This window comes from Thalassospira profundimaris (genome assembly GCF_003326675.1).
Classification (GTDB): domain Bacteria; phylum Pseudomonadota; class Alphaproteobacteria; order Rhodospirillales; family Thalassospiraceae; genus Thalassospira; species Thalassospira aquimaris.
The window spans coordinates 71,234-92,300 of record NZ_JPWF01000012.1 but is presented as its reverse complement, the minus strand read 5'-3'; the positions used below and the strand labels follow the sequence as shown (position 1 = coordinate 92,300).

18 protein-coding genes and 1 pseudogene are annotated in these 21,067 nt (G+C 53.0%); 7 read left to right on the top strand and 12 right to left on the bottom strand.

What is annotated here, in order from left to right; all coding sequences use genetic code 11:
- Positions 1-20: 20 nt before the first annotated feature.
- Positions 21-1,280 (top strand): beta-ketoacyl-ACP synthase II, encoded by a 1,260-nt coding sequence (fabF, locus tag TH19_RS16830; RefSeq protein ID WP_114103524.1) that lies wholly within the window; start codon positions 21-23, stop codon positions 1,278-1,280.
- 32 nt (positions 1,281-1,312) lie between these two features.
- Positions 1,313-2,287, top strand: coding sequence for an endolytic transglycosylase MltG (gene mltG / locus TH19_RS16825; RefSeq protein WP_114103523.1), 975 nt, complete (start codon positions 1,313-1,315; stop codon positions 2,285-2,287).
- Positions 2,288-2,393: 106 nt separating this feature from the next.
- Here mltG and TH19_RS16820 read toward each other — a convergent pair whose 3' ends face one another.
- Positions 2,394-3,173: an SDR family NAD(P)-dependent oxidoreductase gene (locus tag TH19_RS16820; RefSeq protein WP_114103522.1), complete on the bottom strand. Its 780-nt coding sequence runs from the start codon at positions 3,171-3,173 to the stop codon at positions 2,394-2,396.
- 193 nt (positions 3,174-3,366) lie between these two features.
- Here TH19_RS16820 and TH19_RS16810 point away from each other — a divergent pair, with 193 nt between their 5' ends.
- Both TH19_RS16810 and gmk read left to right on the top strand, forming a co-directional pair.
- On the top strand, positions 3,367-4,251 hold the full coding sequence (locus tag TH19_RS16810) for a YicC/YloC family endoribonuclease (protein WP_114103520.1): 885 nt from the start codon (positions 3,367-3,369) through the stop codon (positions 4,249-4,251).
- A gap of 23 nt (positions 4,252-4,274) precedes the next feature.
- The gene (gmk, locus tag TH19_RS16805; protein ID WP_114103519.1) at positions 4,275-4,907 is read left to right on the top strand and encodes a guanylate kinase; all 633 of its coding nucleotides are present in this window, start codon (positions 4,275-4,277) and stop codon (positions 4,905-4,907) included.
- A 24-nt stretch (positions 4,908-4,931) separates the two neighbouring features.
- Here the strand turns inward: gmk and rsmA are convergent, their stop codons facing one another.
- The 7 genes from rsmA to TH19_RS16770 form a co-directional block, all read right to left on the bottom strand.
- On the bottom strand, positions 4,932-5,801 hold the full coding sequence (rsmA, locus tag TH19_RS16800) for a 16S rRNA (adenine(1518)-N(6)/adenine(1519)-N(6))-dimethyltransferase RsmA (RefSeq protein WP_114103518.1): 870 nt from the start codon (positions 5,799-5,801) through the stop codon (positions 4,932-4,934).
- Positions 5,802-5,806: 5 nt separating this feature from the next.
- Positions 5,807-6,823, bottom strand: coding sequence for a 4-hydroxythreonine-4-phosphate dehydrogenase PdxA (pdxA, locus tag TH19_RS16795; protein ID WP_114103517.1), 1,017 nt, complete (start codon positions 6,821-6,823; stop codon positions 5,807-5,809).
- A gap of 22 nt (positions 6,824-6,845) precedes the next feature.
- Positions 6,846-8,126 (bottom strand): peptidylprolyl isomerase, encoded by a 1,281-nt coding sequence (locus TH19_RS16790; RefSeq protein WP_114103516.1) that lies wholly within the window; start codon positions 8,124-8,126, stop codon positions 6,846-6,848.
- 6 nt (positions 8,127-8,132) lie between these two features.
- On the bottom strand, positions 8,133-10,325 hold the full coding sequence (locus TH19_RS16785) for an LPS-assembly protein LptD (RefSeq protein ID WP_114103515.1): 2,193 nt from the start codon (positions 10,323-10,325) through the stop codon (positions 8,133-8,135).
- Positions 10,326-10,329: 4 nt separating this feature from the next.
- Positions 10,330-11,433 (bottom strand): LPS export ABC transporter permease LptG, encoded by a 1,104-nt coding sequence (lptG, locus tag TH19_RS16780; RefSeq protein WP_114103514.1) that lies wholly within the window; start codon positions 11,431-11,433, stop codon positions 10,330-10,332.
- On the bottom strand, positions 11,430-12,548 hold the full coding sequence (gene lptF, locus TH19_RS16775) for an LPS export ABC transporter permease LptF (RefSeq protein ID WP_258548010.1): 1,119 nt from the start codon (positions 12,546-12,548) through the stop codon (positions 11,430-11,432). Before lptF ends, lptG begins: the two co-directional genes overlap by 4 nt.
- Positions 12,549-12,742: 194 nt before the next feature.
- Positions 12,743-14,500, bottom strand: coding sequence for an acyl-CoA dehydrogenase family protein (locus TH19_RS16770; protein ID WP_114103512.1), 1,758 nt, complete (start codon positions 14,498-14,500; stop codon positions 12,743-12,745).
- A gap of 413 nt (positions 14,501-14,913) precedes the next feature.
- Between TH19_RS16770 and TH19_RS16765 the strand changes: the two genes are divergently transcribed.
- Positions 14,914-16,410, top strand: coding sequence for a S41 family peptidase (locus tag TH19_RS16765; RefSeq protein ID WP_258548009.1), 1,497 nt, complete (start codon positions 14,914-14,916; stop codon positions 16,408-16,410).
- A gap of 83 nt (positions 16,411-16,493) precedes the next feature.
- On the opposite strand, the pseudogene TH19_RS23265 reads toward TH19_RS16765, so the two are convergent.
- The 3 genes and pseudogenes from TH19_RS23265 to TH19_RS16750 all read right to left on the bottom strand — a co-directional run.
- Positions 16,494-17,369 (bottom strand): annotated as a pseudogene (locus tag TH19_RS23265) (NAD(P)-dependent oxidoreductase); the annotation flags it as partial.
- 115 nt (positions 17,370-17,484) lie between these two features.
- Positions 17,485-18,519, bottom strand: a complete 1,035-nt coding sequence (ppk2, locus tag TH19_RS16755) for a polyphosphate kinase 2 (RefSeq protein ID WP_181846455.1) — start codon at positions 18,517-18,519, stop codon at positions 17,485-17,487.
- Positions 18,520-18,760: 241 nt separating this feature from the next.
- Positions 18,761-19,024 (bottom strand): DUF1127 domain-containing protein, encoded by a 264-nt coding sequence (locus TH19_RS16750; RefSeq protein WP_181846454.1) that lies wholly within the window; start codon positions 19,022-19,024, stop codon positions 18,761-18,763.
- A 137-nt stretch (positions 19,025-19,161) separates the two neighbouring features.
- Here TH19_RS16750 and TH19_RS16745 point away from each other — a divergent pair, with 137 nt between their 5' ends.
- Entirely contained in the window at positions 19,162-20,103 is a 942-nt protein-coding gene (locus TH19_RS16745) for a transcriptional regulator GcvA (RefSeq protein ID WP_114103509.1), read from the top strand.
- Between the two features lie 16 nt (positions 20,104-20,119).
- Here the strand turns inward: TH19_RS16745 and TH19_RS16740 are convergent, their stop codons facing one another.
- Positions 20,120-20,536, bottom strand: a complete 417-nt coding sequence (locus TH19_RS16740) for a DUF1489 family protein (protein WP_114103508.1) — start codon at positions 20,534-20,536, stop codon at positions 20,120-20,122.
- Between the two features lie 228 nt (positions 20,537-20,764).
- Here TH19_RS16740 and TH19_RS16735 point away from each other — a divergent pair, with 228 nt between their 5' ends.
- A complete protein-coding gene (locus TH19_RS16735) occupies positions 20,765-21,058 on the top strand; it encodes a DUF2849 domain-containing protein (protein WP_114103507.1) in 294 nt (97 codons plus the stop codon).
- Positions 21,059-21,067 lie beyond the last annotated feature (9 nt).

Genomic DNA, 21,067 nt, shown 5'->3' with positions numbered 1-21,067 from the left:
AAATAAAGGCGTAATGCGGGATGAGACGCGTAGTTGTTACTGGTGTTGGTGCTGTAACGCCGCTTGCTAGCGGTGCACAGAATACTTGGCAGAAACTGCTCAACAGCCAATCCGGGATCAAAAGCATCGACACCTTTGATGTGTCGGATATCCCTGCCAAAATCGCGGGGCTCGTGCCGCGCGGTGTTGGGGAAGGACTTTTCAACGCGGAAGATCATGTCTCGGTAAAAGACATGAAAAAAATGGACGATTTTATCGTCTTTGGTGTTGCTGCTGCTGACCAGGCGCTTGCGGACTCCGGCTGGAAACCAGAAACCGAAGAAGACCAGGAAGCCACCGGCGTTCTGATCGGTTCGGGTATCGGTGGTTTGCCGAAAATTGCCGAAGCGACCGAACTGGTCAATGGCGGTAAAACCCGTCGCGTTAGCCCGTTCTTCATTCCGTCCTGCCTGATCAACCTGGTTTCTGGCCAGGTTTCGATCAAACACGGTCTTAAGGGTCCGAACCACGCGGTTGTTACCGCATGTTCGACCGGTGCACACGCCGTTGGCGATGCGTCGCGCATGATTATGCTTGGCGATGCGGATGTCATGGTTGCCGGTGGTGCAGAAGCAGCTGTTTGCCGTCTCGGCATGGCTGGCTTTGCTGCTGCCCGCGCGCTTTCAACCGGTTACAACGATACGCCGACCGAAGCATCCCGTCCGTGGGATGAAGGCCGTGACGGTTTCGTCATGGGCGAAGGTGCAGGCTGTGTCGTTCTTGAAGAATACGAACATGCCAAGGCACGCGGTGCAAAGATTTATGCCGAAGTCGTTGGCTATGGCATGTCAGGTGATGCCTATCACATCACCGCACCGGCTGAAGACGGCAATGGTGGTTTCCGTTCGATGCGCAACGCGCTTCGCAATGCGGGCCTGAACCCGGAAGACGTCGACTATGTCAACGCACATGGTACTTCGACTCCGCTGGGTGACGAAATCGAACTGGGCGCGGTCAAGCGTCTGTTCGGTGACCATGCCTCTAACATGTCGATGTCATCAACGAAATCGGCAACCGGTCACCTTCTTGGTGCTGCGGGTGCGATTGAAGCAGTGTTCTCGATCCTTGCGATCCACGAAGGTGTCGTACCGCCGACCCTGAACCTGCGCAATCCGTCCGAAGCCTGCAAAGGTATCGATCTGGTTCCGCTTGAAGCAAAGCAGCGTAAAGTCAATGTTGCCCTGTCGAACTCGTTCGGCTTTGGCGGCACCAACGCATCGCTGGTCTTCAAGGCCATCTAAACAGCAGAGCCAACCTTTACGGGAGCTTTCGCTTGAAGCGTTTTCTGCTTTTACTTGGCTTGCTTATCATCACCGCTGCTCTCGCCGTTGGCGGGGCAGCGGTGTATGTTTATGTGCAATACACATCCCCAAGCAAGCTGGCGCAAGGTCGTGATATCATCATCCCGCAGGGGACCGGTGTCCGAGGGATCGCCGAAATTTTCCGTCGCGAAAACATCATTGAAGAACCGCTGATCTTTCTGGCAGGTGTGCGTGTTACCGGGCTTGACCGGTCTTTGCGGGCCGGTGAATATCACTTCCCGGAACGGGTAAGCCCGAAACAGGCTGTTGAAATCCTTGCCAGTGGTGACACCGTCAAACGGTTCGTAACCATCCCCGAAGGTCTGCGTTCGGGCGAGATCATCGACCGGATCAATCTGGTTGACGGTCTGACCGGCGAGATTGCCGATATCCCCAAGGATGGCACATTGCTGCCCGAGACCTATCAGTTCTCATACGGCGATTCCAAACAAAGCATTGTTGACCGGATGCGGGCCGCCCATGACGAGATGGTCGAACAGCTTTGGCCGGGTCGGGACGCGAATCTTCCGTTTGATACGATTGACGAGGCGCTTGTTCTTGCCTCTATCGTTGAACGTGAAACCGGTGTTGCAGCCGAACGTGCGCGTGTGGCCGGTGTGTTTGTCAACCGGTTACGGATCAACATGCGTTTGCAGTCAGATCCGACGGTGGCCTATGCAATCAGCCCGGATAAACGCCTTGATCGTGCCCTGACGCGCAAGGATCTACGGTTTGAAAGCCCGTACAACACTTATGTGACGGGCGGTTTGCCACCGTCACCGATTACCAATCCCGGGCGCGAGGCGTTTTACGCCGTCCTGCATCCCTCGGCCACGAAGGAGCTTTACTTCGTTGCAGACGGCACGGGGGGCCATGCCTTTGCCCATACGCTTAAGGAACATAACCGTAATGTTGCCAAGTGGCGGCGTATTCGGGATGGGCAATAAGCAGACTGATAATCGCCAATGAAGTAGCCAAGAAAGAACAAGGGCTGCATCCGATGACAGGATGCAGCCCTTTTGTGTTTCAGTTTTCAGCAGAGTGGTGGATTTTTTACTGATCTGTGGCGGATGCCTTGCGCGGCACGCGACCGGCAATCAAATCCATGATCCATTGCGGGGTCATTTTTAACATCCCGATGATCATGTTCATCTGCCAGGGGAAGGCAATCATGCCGCGATCACGTTCAAGTCCGCGGGCAATCTTGCGGGCGGCTTTGTCAGCCTGCATGAAAAATGGCATCGGAAAATCATTTGCATCGGTGATGCGGCTTTTGACGAAGCCTGGACAAATGACATTGACCTTGACGCCGGTCGGGGCCAATGCCCCGCGCAGACCCTCGCCATAGACGCGTACAGCGGCCTTGCTGGCGCAATAGGCCGGGGCAGAGGGCAAACCCCGCCAGGATGCTTGTGATGCCACCAGCGCGACCTGACCGCGCCCGCGAACGCGCATGACCTCAATCGCCGGATCAATGGTATTGAGAACCCCGGCAATATTGGTGGCAAATATATCACGAACCTGTTCCGGGCTTTCGCCCTTACCGCCGGTTCCTGCCGAAATGCCTGCATTGGCAACAACAAGGCTCAGGGGCGCTAGTTCATCGCAATGGGTGACATAGGCATTCATGGTTTCGCGATTGGTGACATCAAGCACATCGGCATAGACATTGGCACCAGAAGCACGGCACTCGTTTTCAACGAGGCGCAAACGTGTTTCGTCCCGGCCACTGATAAACAGTGTCACCCCGGTACGGGCGAAATGCCGGGCAAGTGCTGCGCCGATACCAGAACTGGCACCGGTAATCAGAATGGCGTGATACTGGAAGGACATGTTTGCTCTATTTCAGTTCGAAACTTGGTGTGTCGATTTTTGCGGACCATGATGCAGCAATAGGGCAGCATTATGAAATGCGCGCAACCAATACCATATTGTTGCTATTGCCTTGCCGGGAAGTGTTGACCCTTGGCGTTGCCCAAGGCAACCGTTATAAACGCGCAAACATGAAATCAGACTGGATGGGAATATGACCGTATCGAGCATGACCGGATTTGCCCGTGTCGATGGCGCAACCGACGGCTTTGGCTGGACTTGGGAGCTTCGCAGTGTCAATGGCAAGGGCCTTGATGTGCGCGTGCGCCTGAATGGCGGGTTTGAACGGCTGGAAGCCAAGGTCCGTGATACGGTTTCCCAGCACTTCAAACGTGGCAATATGGGGGTGACGCTTAATGTTGTGCGCACGGCCGAAACCAGTGCCTATACGGTTAATCGCGAATTGCTTGCCGAACTGATTTCAATTGCCGAGGAATTCGACAATACCAGCAGCCTGTCTGCCGGGACGATTGCCGATCTTATGAATGTGCGCGGGGTTCTTGAAGCGGTTGAGGCACAGGAAGATGAGGCGACCCGTGATGCCCGCGATGATGTGGTTCTTGGTAGCCTGAACGAAGCGATTTCCCAAATGGCAGCACACCGTGCCGAAGAGGGCGAGAAACTTGACGCAATGCTGCGCGGGCATGTCGATAATATCGAGGCAACCGTAATTCGGGCGGGAAACTGTGCCGCTGCCCGTGGTGATGCAATCAAGGAGCGGCTTAAACGCCAGATCGAAGAACTGATGGATGCCGGAAAGTTCGAACCGGAACGCCTGCATCAGGAAGCAGCCCTTCTTGCAACCAAGGCCGACATCCGCGAAGAAATTGATCGCCTCAAAGCGCATATTACTGCTGCGCGCGACATGCTGACCAAAGGCGGTTCTATCGGGCGCAAGCTTGACTTCCTGTGTCAGGAGTTCAACCGTGAAGCCAACACGCTTTGTTCCAAGGCCAATGACATCGAACTGACCAATTGCGGTATGGAGCTTAAAGTGATCATTGATCAGCTCCGCGAGCAGGTCCAGAACGTCGAATAAGCGGACAGGGAAGGAAAGACACAATGACCGATCCACATAACCGTCGTGGTGTGATGCTTGTTTTCTGTGCCCCGTCCGGTGCCGGTAAAACAACCATTACCCGTCAGTTGCTTGAAAATGATGACCGGATTTCTCTCTCGGTTTCGGCAACCACCCGTGCTGCCCGCCCCGGCGAGGAAGAAGGCGAACATTACTTCTTCAAATCCGTTGATGAATTCAAACATATGATTGCCGATGACGAGTTGCTTGAATGGGCAGAAGTCTTTGGCAATTATTACGGCACGCCAATCGCGCCGGTGGAAAAGGCTTTGTCCGAGGGGCACGACGTTCTGTTTGATATCGACTGGCAAGGTGCCCGTCAGCTCCGTGACAAGGGTGGTGCGGATGTGGTTTCAGTCTTTATTCTTCCCCCGTCTTCGGGGGAACTTGAACGCCGCCTGCGCGATCGCGGGCAGGATGCCGATGACGTCATCATGAAACGCATGGCCAAGGCCGGTGCGGAAATCAGTCATTGGGAAGAATTCGACTATGTTCTGATCAATGACGATCTTGATCGCTGTATTGCCGACGTTCAGCACATTATCGGTGCCGAACGGATCAAGCGGACCCGACAGACCGGGTTGCCGGGCTTTGTCAAAAAGCTTCTGACGGATTGATGATCTGAATTGAAGATGGCCGCTTTACGAAGCGGCCATTTCATCATGAACCTGTGTCAGGCGGACAAAGTCCGCGACACTGAGTTCCTCGGCACGGGCGGTTTCGGTAATCCCGGCCTTTTCAAGTAATTCACCCACATTGATATTGAGTGTTTTCAGACTGGCGCGCAGCATCTTGCGACGCTGTCCGAATGCGGCCTGGGTAATTTTGGCAAGGCTTTTAAGATTGATGTCTGTGCCTCGGTCGGCTTTCGGACGCAGTTGCACGACCGCCGATGTCACCTTTGGCGGCGGGGTAAAGGCACTGCGGTGGACATCAAACAGGATGTCGCAGTCACACAGATACTGGCACAGGACCGACAGGCGGCCATAGGCCTTGCTTTTGGGGCCGGCGACAACCCGTTCGGCGACTTCCTTCTGAAACATCAGGGTCAGGCTTGCGAACTGGTCAATCTGCATCAGCCAGCCCAGTAAAAGCTGTGTGCCGACATTATAGGGCAGGTTTGCGACAATCTTTCGCGGTGCCGGGCCAAGTGTGGTGACGTCGACTTCCAGTGCGTCGCCATCAATCACATGCAGGGCATCGGGATAGTGATTGCTGATCTGCTCCAATACCGGCTGGCAACGTGGATCGCGTTCGATCACGGTCAGGTTCTTGGCCCCATGGAACAGCAAGGCACGTGTCAGGCCGCCCGGGCCGGGGCCGATTTCAATGACGGTTGAACCTTCAAGCGGGGCAGCAGCACGGGCAATGCGGCCGGTCAAATTCAGATCGAACAGGAAGTTCTGGCCAAATTTCTTTTGGGCAGACAGGCCATGGGTCGCAATCACCTCGCGCAGGGGCGGGAGGCCATCATTGGCAAGCTTTCCGGTGGTATCGTTATCTTCTGACACGTGTGTCAGGCTCCTGTCGCGAGACGTTTGGTGGCCATTTCGGCCGCCATTTTAAGGGCTGCTATCAGGCTGTCCGGGCGGGCAATACCCTTGCCAGCGATATTCAGTGCTGTGCCATGATCGGGTGATGTTCTGATAAATGGTAATCCCAGTGTCACATTTACACCGCCATGAAAATCAAGCGTTTTGACCGGGATCAGGGCCTGATCGTGATAGGGGCAAAGTGCCACGTCATAGTTTTCACGTGCCTCGTCATGGAACATGGTGTCAGCCGGCATCGGACCAATGACGTTCAGCCCCTTGGCGCGCAATGCGTTGATTGCGGGCATCATGATTGTTTGTTCTTCGGTTCCCATCGTTCCATCTTCACCGGCATGCGGATTTAGCCCGGCAAGGGCAAGACGGGGGTGTTCAACACCAAAGTCGCGCTGAAGGGCAGCGGCGGTGATCTGGCATTGCTCCATGATCAATTCGGGGGTGAGCTGTTTGGGAACTTCGGTCAGTGCGATGTGAATGGTCAATGGCACCACACGCAGCTTTGCATTTGCAAGCATCATTACCGGGACGGTGCCGGGACCGGCAAGCTCCGCAAGAAATTCGGTATGGCCGGGATGTCTGAAGCCCGCCGCGTAAAGCGCACTTTTCTGGATCGGATTGGTTACAACCGCACTGGCATTGCCTGCTTCGCAAAGCTTGACGGCCTTGGTGATGCTTTCGATCACAATGTCTGCTGTGGCAGCAGATGCAACGCCGCAAACGGGGGGGCTGTCACCTGCATCAAGTGCGAGCACCGGGAGGGCGTCATCAAAGATGCGGGATGTTTCGGAAATGTCGGAAACGACCTTGATCTGGATATCCTGACCAAGCTGCTCTGCCGCACGGGTAAGGATGGTGATTGGTGACAGAACGCAGAAAGGCGCAAGGTTTTGCTCCTTGCGCTTAAGCCATGCCTTAAGGGCAAGCTCTGGCCCTACGCCACCTGGCTCCCCGATGGTCAGGGCAATTGGTGCAATCTTCGTCATGTCGGTTCCGACTTCGCAAAAATTACATGCGGATATCAATGAATGCCTGACGGCGCAGTTCACGCAGCTTGCGTCGTGCAAGGATATCAAGACGCTCGATCTTCAACTTGTTCTCGATGTCCTGACGGCCAGGCAAGTTGCTTTCTTCGGTCTTGTTACAAATCATGATCATGAGTGCACCGCCATCGACCTGAACTATATTCGATGCCTTGCCGGTGTTAAGATTGGTAACGGCTTGTCCAACCGGTCCAGACAGTTCCTGCGGGGAAATGCCTTTCATCTCGCCACTCATTTCCGAACCGATTTCAACGGCAACGTTGGCAAGGTCCTGACAGCTGTTGGCTGTTTCCTGCGTGTTGCGGAGCAATGCGAGCTTCGCATCAATCAGGTCTTTGGGCATCTGTGCGCTCAGAGGAACAAACAACTGATAAAGGTCGAGACGGGTATCTGTAATGGCACCTTCGTCACCAACGCGGCGGTCAAGAAGCTTGATGATATAGTAACCGCGAATGGTCTGAACCGGGGCACTGACTTTGCCCGGTTCAAGCTGGTTAACCACCTGTTGCAGATCACTTGAAAGCTCCCCGGAATAAAGCCAGCCCAGATCGCCGCCATTGGCTGCACTCGCACTTGCCGAGAATTGGCGGGCGAGGGCGCTGAAATCGGCACCCTGTTTCAACGCACCAAGAACTTCCTGTGCCGTGTGGTAGACCTGTGTGCTGTCTTGCGGGTTATCGACAGGCAGGAAGATTTCCTGCACCCGGTTACGCGGTTTACCCTGGTTATTGATAATGCGTTGCAGGCTGTCGTCAATTTCTGCTTCTGAAATTTCGACTTGGCTACGCATACTGCCCAGCAGCTTTTGCCAGGCAACCTGCGGACGGATCTGGTTTTCAATCGTACCCGGTGCAATACGGCGCTGCGTAAGATATGCATCAAGTTGCCCATCCGGCAGGCCCGCATTTTGCTCGATCATTGATTTGCCACGGGCAACATCTTCATCCGTGACTTCAATGCCCCGGCGCTCGGCTTCCTGCATCTGCAAGGTTTCATTGATCAATTGTTGCAGAATTTGAGGGGCGATCTCGTTACTTTTCTCGGGAGTCATCTGAATATTGGAAGAAACGGCAACCAGCTTGATCCGTTCAACCAAATCAATGATCGAAATCGGATCATCGTTGACAACCGCAGCAACACCGACCGGGGATTGAGCCTTGACCGGTGCCGTGAGAGAAAATATCGCAACAGCACTCACGACAGCGCAGACGGTCGCAATTTTGAAATTCGAAAGTTTTGAAATCATCTTTTCTTACAATCCGGCTGCAGAGGCAACTTCACCGAGGGTTTTAAATACCAGACGGAACAGGAACTCATCCGATTCACCAAGATCCTGATCCTGGTAGAAGGTCCTGCGGACACGTCCATCGAAGATAAAGCACTCATCCTCATACACAAATCCGATGCCATACTCCAGAGGATCAGACTGATCTATGTCGTAGCGTCCATACGCCATCCCAGACCAGTAGTCTGAGAAACGACGTTCGGCTTTGAAGTAAAGTTCTTCACGTTCGTTGAATTCTTCGCTTCCAGCATCATCCGAAAAATGAACGTAAGTTAAATTAAGCCGTAAGGTGTCTTCGGAACCCCCAGTTGCCGACACCTGATTTCGACGGGGAGAGAAGTTCTCATTGTCAAGGCGGTAACGATATGTGAGGTCAAGGTATCTGCTTGGGGATACAGTTATACGGCCAACATAATCTGATAAATGCTCGTCAAGGCCGGAACCTTGAGAGAACGTGTCATTTTTGTTTGCACGGTAACTTTGACCAAACATGGCGCTGCTATAACCATCATTTGGACCATATATGCCCCACTCTAAGCCGTAACTAGCTCTAAAGCCATCTTCAGCGCGGTCAATTCCGCCAAAACGGTCATGAGAAAACAAGTTGATATCGTCGAGTTCGAATGATTGGGAATCTTCGTTTGGAATTTCATCAGGGTTTCCGCCATTTGGCGACCATGCAGCCATTGCAATTGGCGTGATAACTTGATGATATGCGCCTTGATCACTCACGAATGGCATCTGCCAGTCTATAGCGGCCACTGGAAGAATACGGCCTGCGTAACCACTGTAATCTGACTTGTTGTCACGCTCGACATCTGAAACCATATAGCTGTCACCGCGCACTGACAGACTTAGCTTGGTTACGTCGCCCATGGAGCCGACATGTGGCAATTCCCAGCCGACTTTGCCGGATGCCCGATGCGAGTCCGCACCATCTTCACGTGTTAAGGAAAGGCCATCAAGGTCAAGGGTTGTGATGCTTCCGTATTTTCCCGGCTCTGTCTGTCCGTGGAACTGCATATGCGGCAGGACGATCGGGGTTGTGTCTCGATCATCACCGGACTTCAGACCTTGGAAATAATATCCGTCAACACGAGTGTAGCTCGCACCTCTGAAGCCCTCAGTGAAGAGGTTCGACGTCAACACAGATGGAGATTCAAAACCGTATCGGGAGAGATAGGTTTTCTCGCTGGCTTGCTTCGCATCAAAGCCCCACCGCCAAGTCCTATCAATATCAAAGCGGCCTTCTGCATCAATATGACCTTGCAATTCATCATTGCTGTCAAACGTTACGCTGGTAAGCGCTTCCAATTCGCCACTATCAAACCTTTGTCTGTACTCGGTGGCGAGCAGTGGCCCTTCATCTATGGTGTAGGTCGGCGTAAATGTCATATCCTTGCTTTTATCAATTGCCCAGTAATAGGGTTGACTGAAGTAAGAGCCGACATAACTTGTGCTGCCAAATGAAGGCGCCAAAAAGCCAGACTGACGTTTAACCGTGGGATCAGGGTGCTGGAAATAGGGGGTGTACAAAATCGGGACACCGGCGATTTCCAATCTGGCGTCCTTATATTCGACGGTTTTGTTCTCTGCGTCATGAAGAACACGTGCGGACCGAATTCGCCACAAGGGTGTTCCGCCGTTTCCATCATCGTCTTCACAAACTTTACACGGTGAATAAACGGCCTTGGCTATTTCAGTGAAATTACCAGCACTTCGACGGGCGCCGGTGCCTGCGATGCGGGTATTTTCGTCAAGCAGCACGTAGATATCTGTCACGATACCATTTTTGAAGTCACCACTCAGTTCAACATAGCTCGCAAAGGTGACTTCACCACTTGGTTCAGTGATGCTGACATTTCCCGAAGCGGTCAGAACATCCTGACTGCGATCATAACTGACCGTATCGGCAAGAAGTATCCTGCCTTCTCGCGATATTTCAACGTTACCGCGCGCTGTGACGGTCTGGAGTTCACGGTTGTAGTCGACTTCATCTGCGCTAAACAGAATTGCCGGTTCTGCCTTCTCGGGTTGTTGTGTTGCTGCATCTTGTGCGTTGGCCGAGAGGGCAATCACCTGACTGCCAAAAAACACAACGCCACAGCCCAGTATAGTACTGGTTGCAAGTCTTTTTATCATTCCCCCCGCAATGGCCATCTATCTAGCCATCCTCAAGATGTAGCAATGTTGAAACCCCAAGCAGCAACGAAATCCCGGCAGGTGCCCATGCGGACAATATTGGGGGAATACCCCCTGACACACCCAGCGCGGAAATAACATCTGTGCAGAAATAAAGGATAAATCCGGTTGTTACTCCACCACCGATAACAAGGGATGCCCGTCTGCGTCGAGAAAATTTAAGACAGAACGCGGCTGCAATCAAAACCATGGCGCATAGAAGAAGCGGCCGAGACAGCAGGCTGTGAAAGTGAATTCGATGGCGGGTTGCATTGAAACCAGCCCGTTCTAGAAGATTGATGAACGGTTTCAGGTCCCAGAACGACATGGTTTCCGGAGACGCGAAGCTGTCCTGAATTTTCCGGGCCGTCAAATTGGTTGGAAGCTTCAGGCTATCGGAGAAGTTGCTAGCTTTTCCGGGAATGAAAGTCCATGCATCATAAAAATGCCATGTACCCGGTTCCAGAACAGCACGAGCAGCATCAATACGGGTAGTGAAGTCATCGGAGTTCTGGAAACGGAAAATAGTGACATTGCGCAGATCAATCTGGTCACCCTGCTGACTGCTCACAGCACGGGCATAGATAACGGCTTGCCCATCCTGGGTACCCTGACGTAGCCACAACCCGCTTGAGGACAGGTTCATCACGCTGACATTGTTCTGCAGGTACCTGGCTTCCAGCGTTTCGTAACGTTGCAATAGAATGGAAGACAACGGATTAAGTGCTGTCACTTGAATGCTGCCAAGAACAAGTGCGCAAAGAATAGGGGGCAGAAGAAACTGCCAGGCAGAAACACCCGCTGCACGGGTTACGACAAGTTCCTGATTTCCCGTCAACTTCCAGAAAGAGAACATTGACCCGAACAGCACGGCAAAAGGTAGAACTTTTTCCGTCATAAAGGGAATGCGGCTTGCTGCCATCTGCAGGATGATGCCAACAGTGGCATCAGGCTTACCACCGGCACGTCTAAGCAGTTCAATGACATCGCCAATCAGGATCAAACCGATTAGCAAGGCCAGAATAGCCAGAATGGAAAGCAACACATGTTTTCCAAAATACCAGGTCAGAAGCGGCGAAATTCTCATGCTTCTGCCTCTTCAGTTGCTGCACGTTTGGCTTGAACTTGTGGCCCCCGCATTGTCCAATAGAGTCCAAGCAAGATTGGAAGGAATGCGTTTGCATACATCAGAGGAATAAGAGCAGGGTTTTTGGCTGCAAGGTTTTTCATGCCAATGCTCATCGCCTGACAGAGAACCATCACACCAATTGCAAGGAGCAAACGACCGTTCTGTCCCCGGCGCGAGAAGCTGCTTGATACCAGAACGGCAAGCGCAATGCTGGCAAAAGCAATCGCATTCAGAGGGGAAATCAGGCGGTCATGCCCTTCGGCGCGAAATGCACCGATGTCATTGGGATTGATGTCGGGCACTTCGGCGGTCAAAAGGTTATAGACACTGCGTTCACGAGCTTCCTGATATCGAAGTGCCGGGTCTTCCGAGCTATGTGCGATATCAACGGCATAGCGATCAAAATACAGGATCGACATTGTGCCGTCCTCTGCATTGACTTCTTGCCGGTTGCCGTCAAGCAACACAATCCGTGGGCCTTCATCTGTGCGCAGCAGGGCCCCATGCTTGGCCATCATGGTTGTTTGCTGGTCGGGATTGCGTGAATCATGAACCAGAATACCAAGGAGCTCATTGTCACGACCGACTTCACGCACATAAACCGTCAAACCATCCAGCTCGGTAAAGCTTCCTTCCTGAAGAAGAACCGACGAAAAGTCATTTCGGATGGAAAATTGCAGTTCCTTGAATTGCTGATAGCTGTACGGCAGATAAAACAGCGTCAGGAAATAACACACACCCGTTGAAAGCAACGCAACCATCAGGGCGGGTTTCGCCAATGCCCACTGATTTAACCCGGCAGATCGCATAACAATAAGTTCGCGGTCCTGAATAAGCTTGTTGTAGGTGAAAACAATCACGAAAAACAACGCGATTGGAATGATGATTGTCAAAAAGCTTGGAAGAAGCAGCGAAGTCAGCTGCAAAAACACCGAAATCGAAAGACCCCGGTTCACAATCATTTCGACAAAACGCAAGCTTTGCGACAGCCATATGACACAGAGAAGCCCCAGCGTCACAAACACCATCATAATCAGCTGCTGTTTAAGCATATATCGGGTTAAGCGATTCATCGGGCGGATTATAGAGAAGCAATCAAAAACCGAAACAGGAAATTCACGCCAAATAGGGACAATCCGTACGGAATTTCCGAATGTTGGCGTTTATAAACGCTTCGATGATGTGGGCCGATAGGTGCGGTAGAAAAGGATGCGCCATCGTCCTTCAAAAAGAACGATGGCGCAGAGCAATCTCGACAAAGAGTTTGTCAAAATAGTGGCTGGGTGTCGTGGAGTTCGATCATGTCACTGTTGATGATCTGGGTTGCCATAAAACTCGCCTCGGGAAGCAATTGCCCGAAGAAGAAATGACAGGAACGGCGTTTGGCCTCCTTGAAGCTGGCAGAAGCATCGGATGTGTCAAGAGCATCGAGTGCGCGCAGCATCAACCAGCCTGAAATGCACAGGGCACCCTGGCGGAGATACGGTGTTGCAAGGGTTTGCATCATCCGGTCATCTTTGCTGCAACGGTTGATGACTATACCTGTTGTCTCTTCCAGCTGTGAAACAGCGTGATCAAGGCCCACAGGTGTGTTTGCGGAGTTTCTCATTGTTTCGCGAATGTCGGCGAGCAACGCCTTCAATGTTGTTGCGTTATCGCGCAACACTTTGCGGCCAATGAAATCAAGCGCCTGAATGCCGTTGGTGCCCTCGTAGATCGGAGCAATACGGGCATCGCGCAGATGTTGGGCTGCGCCGGTTTCCTCGATGAAGCCCATGCCGCCATGAACCTGTACGCCAAGTGACGCGTTATCAACACCAAGGTCGGTTGACCAGCCTTTAACCAGCGGGATCAACAAATCTGCACGGGCTTGTGCGTTCGCGCGTGCTGTTTCATCAGAAAGGTGATGGGCAAGGTCAAGCTGGCAGGCCGCGTAAATTGAAAGGACGCGGGCGGCATCGGTTGATGAACGCATTCTCATCAACATGCGTTGAACGTCCCCGTGGACAATGATGGGTGCTTCGTCACCGGTTTGCGGATCACGGCCCTGTTTTCGGGTGTGGGCATAGTCCAGCGCCTGCTGAAAAGCCCGTTCCGAAATGGCAACGCCCTGCTGACCAACGGCAAGGCGTGCGTTGTTCATCATGGTGAACATATAGGCCAAACCCTTGCCTTCTTCGCCAACAAGGTAGCCGGTCGCACCGCCCTGATCGCCAAACGACAAAACAGCGGTGGGGCTGGCATGAATGCCAAGTTTGTGTTCAAGCGAAACGCAGGTGACATCGTTGCGTGCGCCAATCTCGCCGTTATCGGAAACCAGATACTTCGGCACAATAAAAAGCGAGATGCCTTTGACCCCGGCGGGGGCGTCGGGGGTACGTGCCAAAACAAGATGAACGATATTTTCCGTCATCTCGTGATCACCATAGGTGATGAAGATTTTTTGTCCGGTGATGGCGTAGCTGCCATCATCTTGCGGGATGGCCTGGCTGCGTACCTTGGAAAGATCGGAACCGGCCTGCGGTTCGGTCAGGTTCATGGTGCCGGTCCATTCACCACTGATCATCCGCGACAGGTAAAGGGCACGCTGATCATCTGAACCATGTGCTGTCAGGGCCTCAATCGCACCGGCTGTCAACATCGGGCAGAGTGCAAAGGCCATGTTGGACGCCTGCCACATTTCGGCAACGGCTGCGCCCAGAAGGATCGGAAGCCCCATGCCGCCTTCGGCCTCGGGGGCAGAAATACCCTGCCAGCCACCTTCGCAAAATTGTGCATAGGCCTCTTTCCATCCGGTCGCGGTCTGGACCGTTCCGTTCTCGAGCAAACGGGCACCTTCCTGATCGCCGATCCGATTGATCGGGGCGAGTACAGAAGATGCAAACTTGCCTGCTTCTTCGAGAATGGCATCAACGAGATCGGAACTGATTTCGGAAAAAGCCGGAAGGTTGGCGACGGTGCCAAGACCGATCACGTCATGAATAAGAAACCGGAAATCGGAAACCGGTGGCGTAAAATCGCTCATGAAAAAAGACGTCTCCCTGAATTGTGAGCCGCCCGCTCGGTATAGTCAGCTTTTTGCCAACTTTAATTGTTTGATCGCAGCATAGCGCTGCAATGCACCAAGATCGAGTCCGTTTCGATCAGTTGATCAAATTTACCAATGCGACATTGGTTTAAGTTTATCTGCGGATGACTACTGGCGGATGGCCTTTAAGCTTCCGATATGTGCATATGTGACAACAAATATTCGGACTTAAGCGAAAACCGATAACAAATCCGTGCCCGGGGGTCGCCAATCACAAAAAGGCAGGCTAGACTTGCTGCAATCAAGACGCATTTATATTTGATGTACTTAATGATGCGCTCGATGCTTGGGTGTTAAGTAAGGTTCGGTGGACTGATCCCGAATTTAAGAAACAGGACAGGAGTGGGCTTTTGCTGCGTAAGGGAATATTGCCGATTTTGTTTGCGGTGCTGATTTCTTTTGCCGGAACGAGGTTGGTGGCCTGTGCCGGGCCTGCCTGGCCCAGCGACGAGGAACGCAGATTTCTTGACGCATATCGCGACAGTGTGACTGCTGGCGCGACTGATGATCAATTTGCCCACGCAGACAAACTGTATGTCGAGGCGCTTCAGGTGCTTTCCGAGAATTACGTCGAAACGATCGACCGTGCTTCTTTTGTCGAAAGCAGTATCGCAGCGCTTGGCGAAATCGAAACCGAGGATAAAACGCCAACGGGTATTGTCGGGGCTGTTCTTGATGACAGCCTGCATAATCTTGACCCGCACAGCGCCTATATGACGGACGATATGTTCCGCCGTTTGCAGGAAAGTACAGAAGGCAGCTTTGCCGGGGTCGGGATCGTTATCGCCCTTGATGACGAAAAACGTATCCGTATCGTTTCCCCGATTGATGATACCCCTGCGGCAAGGGCCGGTTTGCGCCCGGATGATCGAATTACCCATATTGACGGCTATCAAATGACGGGGGAGCCGATTTCCGAAGCCGTTCGAAGAATGCGCGGGCGTGTCGGTGATCCGGTGACACTGACAATCCAGCGCGTTGAAGAAAGCTTTGATGTGACGGTCAAACGTGCGCGCATTGAAGTGCCGTCTGTCAGTGCCGGGGTGATTGATCAGGATATCGGTTATATCAGGGTGTCGCGTTTTGATGCCACGACACTTGATCAGACACAGGAATATCTGTCCGAACTGGAAAGCAGAATTTCCAAGCCGCGTGGCATCATTGTCGACTTGCGACGCAACCCTGGTGGATTGCTTGATAGTGCCGCCGATATTGCCGATCAGTTTCTGACCGATGGCCTGATTGTTGCGACCGAAGGGCGTGGCGAGCGCAAAATGCGCAGCTACGAGGCAGATCGGGCTGATTACTTTGACAAGGTACCAATGGCCATTCTGCTGGATCGCGGCTCGGCGTCGGGTGCGGAATTGATGGCGGCGGCTTTGCGTGAAAACGGACGTGGCGTGATTATCGGCGAACGTTCCTTTGGCAAGGGATCCATGCAGCGCATTATGCCCCTGACGTCTGGCGGTGGGCTTAAGGTTACTACCGGCTATTATACGACGCCGGAAAACCATATCGTTCAGGGCAATGGGGTGATCCCGGATATCGAAGTCATTCGTGCTGATGCAGAAGAATTTGAACGCGAGGTCGATCTTGACCATGCGTTGCCATCACGTCGTCGCGATCCGCGCCAGGCATTGGCAAAACTGGATGCGAAAAGCTGCGAGCAGGATATCGAGATCGAGCGTCTTGGAAAGAACAACCGCGAAAATCTTGAACAAGAGACCGAAGGCGATGAACCGCCGTATCGTGATTCTGTTCTCGAATGTGCGGTGGGCTATTTCGACGATGGTCCGCTGGCAATGTATCGCAATCAGGTGGAACCGTTGCTGCGCGCAGGGCTGTGAGCCGATCTGAATGAGACGGATATCGTAATAAAAAAGCGCGGTCCATATGGACCGCGCTTTTTCTTTTGTGATCTGTTTCGCGCTTAGCCGCGGGCAAGCAGGTCAATCAGGCTGGACGTGTCCCAGCGATTGCCGCCGCGTTCCTGTACCTGTGCATAGAACTGATCCACAAGGGCGGTTACCGGCAGGCGCGCACCATTGCGTTTGGATTCTTCAAGGCAAATGCCAAGGTCCTTGCGCATCCAGTCAACGGCAAAGCCGAAGTCGAACTTGTTCTGGGTCATGGTGCTGCCGCGATTTTCCATCTGCCAGCTTCCTGCCGCACCCTTGGAAATCACATCAAGAACCTTTTCCATATCGAGCCCGGCTTTGACGCCGAAATTGACACCTTCGGAAAGGCCCTGAACCAGACCGGCAATGCAAATCTGGTTGACCATTTTGGTCAGCTGACCGGCACCACTGTCACCCATCAATTTGCAGGACCGGGCAAAGGCATCAATGACCGGGGCTGCACGGTCGAAGGCTTCCTGATCGCCGCCACACATGACGGTCAGGACACCGTTTTCAGCGCCTGCCTGTCCACCGGAAACCGGCGCATCGATAAAGGAAATGCCCATTTCCTTGGCCGCAGCATAAAGTTCGCGTGCGACATCGGCCGATGCGGTGGTGTTGTCAATAAGGACCGATCCCTTGTCCATGCCAGCAAACATGCCGCCATCGCCAAGCATTACACTGCGCAGGTCATCATCATTGCCCACGCAGGAAAACACGAATTCGGCACTTTTGGCAGCCTCGGCCGGGGTCGGGGCGGATGATCCGCCATATTCCGACACCCATTTTTCTGCCTTGGCGTTGGTACGGTTGTATACGGTTACGTCGTGACCTGCTTTTTGCAGGTGACCGGCCATCGGGTATCCCATGACACCAAGACCGATAAATGCGCATTTTGCCATTGTTTGCCTCCCAAATACTGATGGGCACCAGTAAAGGTTGCGAGGCGAACAATGTCAATGAAGGCAAATGTTACCGCGACAATGTTTTCACGATCTGGAAGACCAGACGATTTTCGAGTGCTTAATCCTCGTCGAGTTCCTCGGCGACGCTGTGAATGATCCGGCGGTCATAGACCAGAATTTCGGGCCGTTTTCCGGGGTAATCGAACTGGGACAGGTAAAACCGCATGGCATTGATGCGGGCGCGTTTCTTGTCGTCCGATTTGACAATGACCCAAGGGCTGTCTGCGGTCGAGGTATGGAAAAACATCTCGCGTTTGGCTTCGGTATAGGAGTCCCAAAGGTTTTGGGATGCCAGATCAACCGGGCTGAGTTTCCATTGTTTTAGCGGATCGTTCTTGCGCTGTTTGAAGCGTCGCGCCTGTTCTTTCTTGCTGACCGAGAAATAGAACTTGGTCATCCGGATGTTGGAGCGGATCAGCATCCGTTCAAGTTCGGGCACGGATTGCAGGAATTCGCTGACATCGAACATGCTGCAAAATCCCATGACCCGTTCAACCATCGCACGGTTATACCAGGATCGGTCAAACAGCGTGATTTCACCACCACTGGGCAGATGTTCGACATAGCGCTGGAAATACCATTGCGTCAGTTCGCGGTCATTGGGTTTGCCCAATGCAACAATGCGTGCACCGCGCGGGTTAAGATGTTCGGTAAACCGTTTGATAGTGCCGCCTTTGCCAGCGGCGTCACGGCCTTCAAAAATGATCAGGGATTTCAGGTTTTCGGCCTTGATCCAGTTTTGCAGCTTCAACAGTTCGATATGCAGTGGTGCAATCAATTCAAGATATTGCTTGCCGGGCATTTTCTTGGCGCGCGCCTTGGGGTCCGGGTCGATATCGGGCGGAAGATCGCCGCTTGGTCCGGTCATCACGCTGTCTCCGGACGGTTTGTCATCAAGGCGGTCCATGGTCATGTTTTCGGAATCCAGCAGAAAGCGATCCTTGGTTTCCTTATCAAGCCCGGAAAGTGCAGGGGACTTATGTGCCGCTGACCGGCTTTTGGCCGAGCGGCGCGCCGCGGCATTCACGGGATCACCCGCGTTGTCCTTTTGCGGGGCGGTTGCCTTCGGGGATGATTTCTTGCGCGTGCTCATGGGCAGGATTCCACAGTTCTTGATTATCTAGTTTGAAACTGTGCGTGATAAATCAAAGATATGCAATGAATTGGATCAAATCTGAGATAACGTTGGAATTGGTGAAATTATAAAGAAAACCGGCTGATCAGGGACCTGATCAGCCGGGGCGAATTGGTAAATGTCGTTGGTGGCACGAAGAGGAAGCCTGTTTTGCCGTTGTGAACCGTGGGGGCGGTTACAAAACAGGCCTGGTTCGATGTCAAAGCAGTTTGAAGGACTGCCGGTATTCTTCCTCGGCATCGGCGCGGGTCAGGCCGATATCAAGAAGCTGTGCGTCTGTCATGGCCAACAAGTCCCGGCGTTGACGACGGATGGCAACAAACCGGGCATAGCGGTCTGAAAGAGTATTCAGGCTGGCAACCAGATGTGCCGGACGCAAGAACGTGCCGACGGCTGATAGCGTACGTTGGGTGTTCTGTCGGGGCTCCCGTGACGCAGGAGCAGGGCAAGCCGTGTAAGCCATGATCTTCTCCATGAGTTAATATTGCTAATGCAATGTTTGCTGTGAAACCCATATTGCGGTTATGCTTCTGACATGACAAACGACTATTTCTGATCAATTGGATTAGTTGATCTAATCCATAGCCCCGGAGAGTTTCGATGCGGCTTCCGCCCCTGCAATCCTTGCGCGCTTTTGATGCGGCTGCCCGGCATCTGAGCTTTACCAAAGCCGCCGAAGAATTATTCGTGACCCAGGGCGCAATCAGTCAGCAGGTGCGTCAGCTTGAGGACTTTCTGGGTTTCAAACTGTTTCACCGTTTGCCGCGGCAGATTTATCTGACCGAGGAAGGTGCGCAGCTTGCCCATGCGACGACCGCCGGATTTTCACGCATCTCGGATGAAATTGAGCGTTTGATGCTGGTCGAGGAAACCGGCGTTGTCACCGTTAGTGTCCTGCAAAGTTTTGCGGTGAAGTGGCTGGTGCCTAGGCTTGGATATTTCCGCGAAGCTTATCCCGACATTGATGTGCGCATTCACGCCGATGACAGGATGGTTGATTTGCGGACCGAGGGCATTGATCTGGCCGTGCGGTTCGGGAATGGCAAATATCCCAACCTGCATTGTGAAATGCTGATGCGTGACGAGTCTTTTCCGGTTTGTAGCCCGGCTTATCTTGCAAATAACCCGGCCTTGCAAAGTCCCAAGGATATCGTCGGTCACCAGTTGTTGCATGATGCGACGGCGGTGATGGATCATCCCCATGCTGCCGATTGGGAATTCTGGCTTGATGGTGTCGGGGTAAGTGGTGTTGATGTCAGTCGCGGCCTGCGGTTTAATTCCGGCGATATGGTTATTCAGGCGGCCTTGATGGGGCAGGGGATCGGGATGGCGCGCACAAGTCTTGCTGCCCTTGATCTTAAGGCCGGGAACCTTGTCCGGCCATTTCCGCAAACCGTGGCATCAAGTGCGGCCTATTATCTGGTCTATCCCGAAGAACATATGCGCCGCCCGCGTGTGCAGGCCTTTGTCAGCTGGCTTAAAAACGAGGTCGCGGCAACACTTCGCGAAATCGATGATGACGGGGCGATGGCACCGGAATAGAGCCGGTTAACGCAATCTAGATCAGACCCAGATCACGCAATTCATCAGCCATATCATCCGGCAGAGCTTCCGAACCGCCACCCTGTTTGTCGTCGGGCGGGCATTTATCCTCGGTCAGATAACGCCATCCCTGGAATGCGCGATGCGGATAGGGGCGGGTATCAATCAGTTCGGGATCAAGAACGATGCGGCAATATTTGATGCCTTCTTCGTTGGTGAATTCTTCCAGATCAATAACGCGCTGGCGGCAACGGATAGCACCTTTGAATACCCAATAGATTGATCCGCCATTCAGAATTTCATCACGGCGCTTTGGTGTCATGCGGGTGGTATGGAACACCCGGCCATAAGCCGATTGAAACCATGTCTGCCATTCACGCAAACCTTCGGGGGTTTCTGTTCCGACACTGAGTTTAATGATGTGAAGGGGCATATGCAGGGCTTCTGTTCAGGCGTTTGATCGCGGGGATATGTTCTGTGTTCTGACCTAGAGCGACTGGCTTTTGCGGTCAAGGGTGGAATAATAAAACACATAAAATTGTGTAATTAAGTCTATTTAACAAAAAAACTTGACCAATTTAGATCAATCAGCCAAATTCTTGTGCAGAAAAGGTCCCGCCAAAGGACCAAACCCGAGAGATTTAAAGGCTGAGAGAACCGAATGTCCCTGCAAGTTGTCACGGCAAACCGTCTGGGTGACGGGTTGGTGGTGTTCCTGACCGCAGATGGTGGTTGGAGCGAAAACATCGACGATGCCCGTATTGCTGAAGGCAAGGAAGCCGCTGACGCGCTTCTGGCCGAGGCAAGTGCCCCCGAACTCGACGTTGTAATTGTCGGGCCGTATCTGATTGATGTCGAACAGCAGGACGGTGGACTGGTTCCGACAAAATACCGTGAAGTTCTGCGCACCAAAGGTCCAAGCGTCCGCGAAGACCTTGGCTATCAGGCGGTATAAGGAGAGACC